This window comes from Rhodococcus sp. P3_B8, from assembly GCF_056402775.1.
Map to the genome: position 1 here is coordinate 1 of NZ_JBFUGT010000370.1, position 5,818 is coordinate 5,818.

Here is a 5,818-nt window from a genome sequence, read left to right on the forward strand (position 1 = left end):
GTCCGCGGGTGACCATGACGATCGCCTCGTCGAGTACGAGCTCGGTGCCGTCACCGTCGAGCGGCTCGGCGGCGATGTCCGCGCGGCTGATGATCGCCTTCAGCTGACCACACTGTCCGCGCAAGCCGACGGTGCCGGGAAGGTCGCCGGGGCGGACGAGAGCCGGAGACGGAGGGGCCGCGTCCTCGGCGTACGAGTAGAAGCCGTGGCCGCGCTTGCGTCCGTAGCGGCCTGCGGATACCAGTTCGTCCTGGATCCGGGAGGGTTCGAAGCGTGGGTCGAAGTTGAACGCGGTCCACACCGATCGGGTGACTGCGGCGTTGACGTCGTTGCCGATCAGGTCCATCAGTTCGAACGGACCCATCCGGAACTGCCCGGCGCCCCGCAGGGCGGCGTCCAGCGTGGCGGGCGAGGCGGCCTGTTCCTGCAGGACCCGCAGCGCCTCACCGTAGAAGCCACGTGCGACCCGGTTGACGATGAAGCCGGGGGCGTTCTTGACGCGCGCCACCTGTTTGCCCCAGGTCACGGCTAGTTCGTCGATGCGATCCGTGACCTGCGGATCGGTCTGCAGGCCGGTGACTACTTCGACCAGTTTCATCACCGGAACCGGATTGAAGAAGTGCAATCCGACCACGCGATCCGGTAGCGGCGAGCGGGCGGCGATCTCGGTTACCGACAGCGAGGAGGTGTTGGTGGCCAGGATGCACCGGTCGCCAAAGTGTTTGGCGGCTGCGGCGAATACCGACGCCTTTACTTCCAGCGACTCGAGGACGGCTTCGATCACAACGGTGTCCGGGTGGTTGGGGGCCTGATCGATGGCGGCATATGTGCCTAGCTGTGCATCCAGGTTGGCTGCGACCTCCGGATGGCGTTTGGCGAGGCGTGCCGCGAGCTCGGTGGCGGCGGCCTCCAGCTGGGCCTGCTGCGGATCGACCAGGCTCACCGGATGGCCCGCGGCCAGTGCCACCTGTGCGATCCCACGTCCCATGGTGCCCGCTCCGATTACGCAGATCGGGGTGGAAGCTGTGGTCATATCGCGTCTCCTCGGTTCGTGGCTCGCTGAAAAGGGTGGGGACCCTTGCAACTATCTGTAAGATAATATAACTTGCTGTCAACAAGTTACCAACTAGGAAGGGCTGGCCACGGTCAGACCGACGTTGCGGAAGTGGTAGTGCTATGACATTTGAGGACATCGTCGTCACTGTGGATGCAGGGGTGGCGACCATCGCGATAAACCGCCCGGAAAACGCCAACAAGCTCCGCTTCGTGACCGCGAGGGAGCTTCTCGACGCCTTCCGTATGGTCCGTGAGACGAAAAGCATCGACGTCGCCGTGCTGACCGGCGCGGGAGACAAGTTCTTCTGCATCGGCGGCGAACACGAGGAGCTTGCCTCGCTGGACTACTCCAGCGTGATGCCGGTGATCGACCTGTACGAGTTCATCGACACCATGCCGAAGCCCGTCATCGCAGCGGTTAACGGCTACGCGGTCGGCGGGGGCAACGTGTTGCAGGTGGTCTGCGACCTGACCGTTGCCGCACCGCACGCAATATTCCGGCAGGTCGGCCCGATGGTCGGCAGCTTCGATGCCGGTTATGGCACCTGGTACCTGGAGGAAACGATCGGCCGGCGACGGGCCAAGGAGATGTGGTATCTCAACCGCAAATACACTGCCGAGCAGGCGCTCGACATGGGACTAGTTAACGACATCGCCGACGACCCGGTGGCACATGCCCACGAGATCGCCCAAACTCTCCGGCAGCGAGGCCCGTTCGCCCTCAGCGCGCTGAAAACCGCCTTCTCCGGTCGTCACTCAGGCGTCGTCGGGCAGGCGCGCATCGCGCACGACCTGCTGCTCACGGCCTACCGCAGCACCCAGGAAGCGGACGAGATGTCGCAGTCCTTCGAGCAGCGGCGCGAACCCGACCGTGCGAGGTTCCACCGGTGACTTCAGTCAGCACAGAGCTCACAGACTTTCTCGCGGTCGTCTCGAAGGTCGTCGCCTCGGCAGCTGACGGCGAGAGTGCGCTGTCTGCCATGCGGAACTCGCTGAGCGAGACCGGCCTCCTGGACCTCGCGCGGGACACAGCGGACGAACCCGACGCCCTCCAGTGGCTGGCGTACACCGTCCGGACCGTCGCCCAGACCGATCCCTCGCTGGCGTTCGTGCTGGCGAGCCGGTACGTGGCCGATCGTGCCATCGATGCCGAGGCCGCCACCGAACCGACCTTCGCCCTCGCCGTTCCGGGATCGCGTCCGGTGCTGGCCGGCGCCCTGGGACCGGACGCGGTGGTGGTGTTGGATAGCACTACGTCCTCCCTGCACGTGGTGCCCTGGGCGGATCTGGCACCGTCGGTGGACCACGAGGCCCGCACGGGGCTGCAGCGGGCGGACCTCGTCTCGGTGACGATTCCCGACGGTGGCGCCGCCCTCGAAGGCTCCGCCGCCGAGGCCGCTTTCCTGTGGGACCTGCTCACCGGCGCCGCTCTCGCGGGCGTAGCCMGAAGAGCAGTCTCAGAGACCCAATCCTATGTGCTCGAACGGCATCAATTCGGAGTGCCAATCGGGTCCTTCGCCGGGCTGCGCGCGCTCGTCGCCGACATGGATCTCATGGTGGCTGGAGTCGAGACTGCCCTGGATCGGGCACTGGAGGACCGCACCTCGATCTACAACCTCGCCGCCACCGCCGGACGTGCGGCGACGTCGGTGTGCATTGACGCCATTCAGGCGCACGGCGGCTACGGCTACATCGACGAGTACCCGCTCGCCGGGCTGATGCGTGACGCTATCGGCATCCAGGCGCGCACCGGCGGCAGACGCTTGCACGTCGCACGGGTCGCCGAACGCGGCTTGGGTCCGCGGACGGGACGGCACCAATGACGTCACACGAAACCAGATCAGCAGACGCGAAGGAGACGAGCATGAGTACAGGCAGCGGGCCATTGCAGGGCGTGCGAGTCGTCGACATCTCCTCCTCCTACGCCGCACCGACGACCTCGATGTACCTTGCCGACATGGGTGCCGACGTCATCAAGATCGAACCTCTGGGGGGCGATGATGCCCGGGGCTGGGGGCCGCCCTTTCTCAACGGTGAGGCAGCCTGGTTCCTTTCGGTGAACCGCAATAAGCGCAGCATGTGCCTCGACATCCGCGGGGAGGAGGGCCGCAAGGTCCTATTCCAGCTGCTCGAGTCCGCCGATGTCTTCATCGAGAACCTGAACCCGGTGAAACTGGACAAGCATGGACTCGGTCTCGACGGCCTGCGCGAACGTTTCCCACAGCTGGTGATCTGCGCGTTCTCCGGCTTCGGGCTCACCGGTCCGGATGCCGGGCTGCCCGGCTACGACCTGATTGCCCAGGCACGGTCCGGGATGATGAGCGTGACCGGCGTCGACGGAGTCCCACAGCGGGTCAGTACCGCGCTCTCAGATGTGGCCGCGGGCACCGTTGCAGCCTTCGCGGTGGCTGCGGCACTGGTGCGTCAGCAGCAGACCGGCCAAGGCGAGATCGTGGACGTCGCTCTCCTGGAGGCCGACTTGGCATTCATGTCGCCGCGCATTGCCAGCTTCCTGGCCGGCGACGAAGAACCCAAGCCCTGCGGTGGCACCGATTCGGTGGTGGCGATCTACCAGCCGATGCGTACCGCGGACCGGCCCATCGTCGTCGCGATCGGCAACGATCGGCACTGGCAGCGGTCCTGCGCCGCGCTGGGACTGGACGAACTGGCACAGCGCGAGGACTTGGCGACCAATGCCGATCGCCGGGCCAACCGCGAAGAGGTCGTCGGAGCCTTCCAGGAACGCCTGATCGCACTGTCCTCCAATGAGGCGCTCAAGCTGCTGCAAGACGTCGGGGTGCCCTGTAGCCGGATCAACTTCCTGTCAGAAGTGGTTACCGACCCACAAGTCGAGGCACGCAAGGCGATCGTCGACTACCAGCACCCGGTGGCGGGAGTGTTCCGCGGCGTGGGCGCGCCATGGCGACTGGCGTCCGATCCCGAAGACCGGCAAGCCCGGATTCCGGCACCCATGCGCGGCGAACACGGCCGCGAGATCCTCACCGAGATCGGGCTCGATGAGAAGACCATCTCCGAACTGGTAGGAAGGGAGACATTGTGGGTTCCGTGATCGAGACCTCGCACGACGGGCGAGTGCTGACCATCGAGATCAGCCGCCCCGAACAGCTCAACGCACTCAACGCGCAGGTGCTGCGCGAGATCCGAGACGCGGTCGAGGGAACACGCCACGACACGTCGGTGGGCTGCATCGTGATCCGCGGTAAAGGAGAACGCGCCTTCAGCGCCGGCGCGGACCTCGATGAGATCCGCGCCCTTCCGGTCGAGGACGCACAGGCCTTCATCCATGCCGGACAGCGGACCATGTCGGCGATCGCCGACTCTGTCGTTCCCGTCATCGCCGAAGTCGACGGCTACGCGCTCGGCGGCGGTTTCGAGCTGATGCTCGCCTGCCACCTGGTGGTGGCATCGAGTCGTAGCCGGTTCGGACTGCCCGAGGCGCGTATCGGCTGCATTCCAGGATTCGGTGGTACGCAACGGCTTGCGATGTCGGTGGGCAAGCCCGCCGCGCTGCTACTCATGCTGGGAGGCGAGCGGATCGACGCCGATCGGGCCTGGCAGATCGGCCTGCTGTCGGTGCCGCCACTGGCACCCGCCGAAGCCGCGACGGAAGCACGCCGTCTGGCCGAACTAATTGCCACCGGGAGCCGCCGCGGCACCGCCAACATCCTCGATGCCGCGCGTCCGGCATTCGCCGCGTCCGCACTGGATCACGAGGCCGCGCTGGCGGCGATCTCCATCGCCTCGCGTGACGGCCAGGAGGGGATCATCTCCTTCGCCGAGCGTCGGGCGCCGATCTTCGAGCGGGAGGAATCATGAAATCACAGTGGGCGTCAGTCGATCCAGATGTGGTCGACGCCGTTGACCGAGTGATCGAGCGCACGATCGAACCGCAGGCGGCCGCGGTCGACATCGCCGCCGAATTCCCGACAGCCGGGCTGGCCGATCTCGCGGAATCCGGGCTCGGCGTCATGCTGGCCCCGAAGTCCCTGGGCGGTGCAGAAACCAGCACGGCAACCTATGCCGAGGCGCTGTCTCGTATCGCCGCGGCCTGCGGTTCCACCTCTACGGTGTACATGACGCAGATGCACTGCGCGCACCCGATCCAGCTGCAGGGCTCCCCGGAACAGATCCAGACCTGGGTTCCCCGGCTCTGCGACGGGTCGGCTGTTGGCTCGATCGCGCTCACCGAGCCTGGAGCCGGCTCGGATGTCGGGGCGATGCGCACCGTGGCCCGTCGCGAGGGCGATGAGTACGTCGTCAACGGCGAGAAGACCTTTATCTCCAACGGCGATCGAGCGGACGTCATAGTCCTCTTCGCGACGGTGGACCCCTCGCGAGGAAAGGGCGGAGTGACCGCATTCCTGCTGGAAACCGCGGGACTTGCGGGATTCGAGGCCGGGGCGCCGATGAAGAAGCTGGGGCAGAAGGGCGCTTCCACCGTTGCGTTGTCCTTCCAAGATTGCCGGATTCCGGTGGCCGCCCGGATGGGCGCTGAGGGCGAAGGCTATGCGTTGCTACTGCGTTCGGTGACCCGTTCGCGCATCAGTGCCGCCGCGCAGGGCGTCGGCTTCGCACAGGGCGCCTTCGACTCCGTCGTTGCCTGGGCAATGGAGCGTGATTTGCTGTCGTCGAAGGTCGCCGAAGCGCAGGATCTCCAGTTCGATCTTGCGCGTCTCCGCGGCGAGATCACTGCCGCCCGCGCAATGCTGATGTCGGTGTCCGATCAGGTCGACCAGAGTGC

6 protein-coding genes are annotated in these 5,818 nt (G+C 66.1%); 5 read left to right on the top strand and 1 reads right to left on the bottom strand.

Annotated features, from left to right (window positions below):
• The coding region (locus AC1D1G_RS40510) for a 3-hydroxyacyl-CoA dehydrogenase NAD-binding domain-containing protein (RefSeq protein ID WP_477956410.1) at positions 1-1,033 on the bottom strand (1,033 nt) is incomplete at its 3' end.
• 143 nt (positions 1,034-1,176) lie between these two features.
• Between AC1D1G_RS40510 and AC1D1G_RS40515 the strand changes: the two genes are divergently transcribed.
• The 5 genes from AC1D1G_RS40515 to AC1D1G_RS40535 form a co-directional block, all read left to right on the top strand.
• Positions 1,177-1,947, top strand: a complete 771-nt coding sequence (locus AC1D1G_RS40515) for an enoyl-CoA hydratase-related protein (RefSeq protein WP_005242237.1) — start codon at positions 1,177-1,179, stop codon at positions 1,945-1,947.
• Positions 1,944-2,879 (top strand): acyl-CoA dehydrogenase family protein, encoded by a 936-nt coding sequence (locus AC1D1G_RS40520; protein WP_477956411.1) that lies wholly within the window; start codon positions 1,944-1,946, stop codon positions 2,877-2,879. The genes AC1D1G_RS40515 and AC1D1G_RS40520 overlap by 4 nt, the downstream gene beginning before the upstream one ends.
• 41 nt (positions 2,880-2,920) lie before the next feature.
• Positions 2,921-4,126, top strand: a complete 1,206-nt coding sequence (locus tag AC1D1G_RS40525; protein ID WP_477956412.1) for a CaiB/BaiF CoA transferase family protein — start codon at positions 2,921-2,923, stop codon at positions 4,124-4,126.
• Complete coding sequence (locus tag AC1D1G_RS40530; protein WP_477956413.1) at positions 4,114-4,893, top strand: enoyl-CoA hydratase/isomerase family protein; 780 nt, start codon at positions 4,114-4,116, stop codon at positions 4,891-4,893. The genes AC1D1G_RS40525 and AC1D1G_RS40530 overlap by 13 nt, the downstream gene beginning before the upstream one ends.
• A gap of 29 nt (positions 4,894-4,922) precedes the next feature.
• Positions 4,923-5,818, top strand: an 896-nt coding sequence (locus AC1D1G_RS40535; protein ID WP_477956414.1) for an acyl-CoA dehydrogenase family protein, incomplete at its 3' end; no start/stop codon positions are given.

What these genes read in the sequence shown, in the direction of transcription:
- AC1D1G_RS40515 (WP_005242237.1), top strand. Translation starts at nt 1,177, where the DNA reads ATGACATTTGAGGACATCGTCGTCACTGTGGATGCAGGGGTGGCGACC.
- AC1D1G_RS40525 (WP_477956412.1), top strand. Translation starts at nt 2,921, where the DNA reads ATGAGTACAGGCAGCGGGCCATTGCAGGGCGTGCGAGTCGTCGACATC.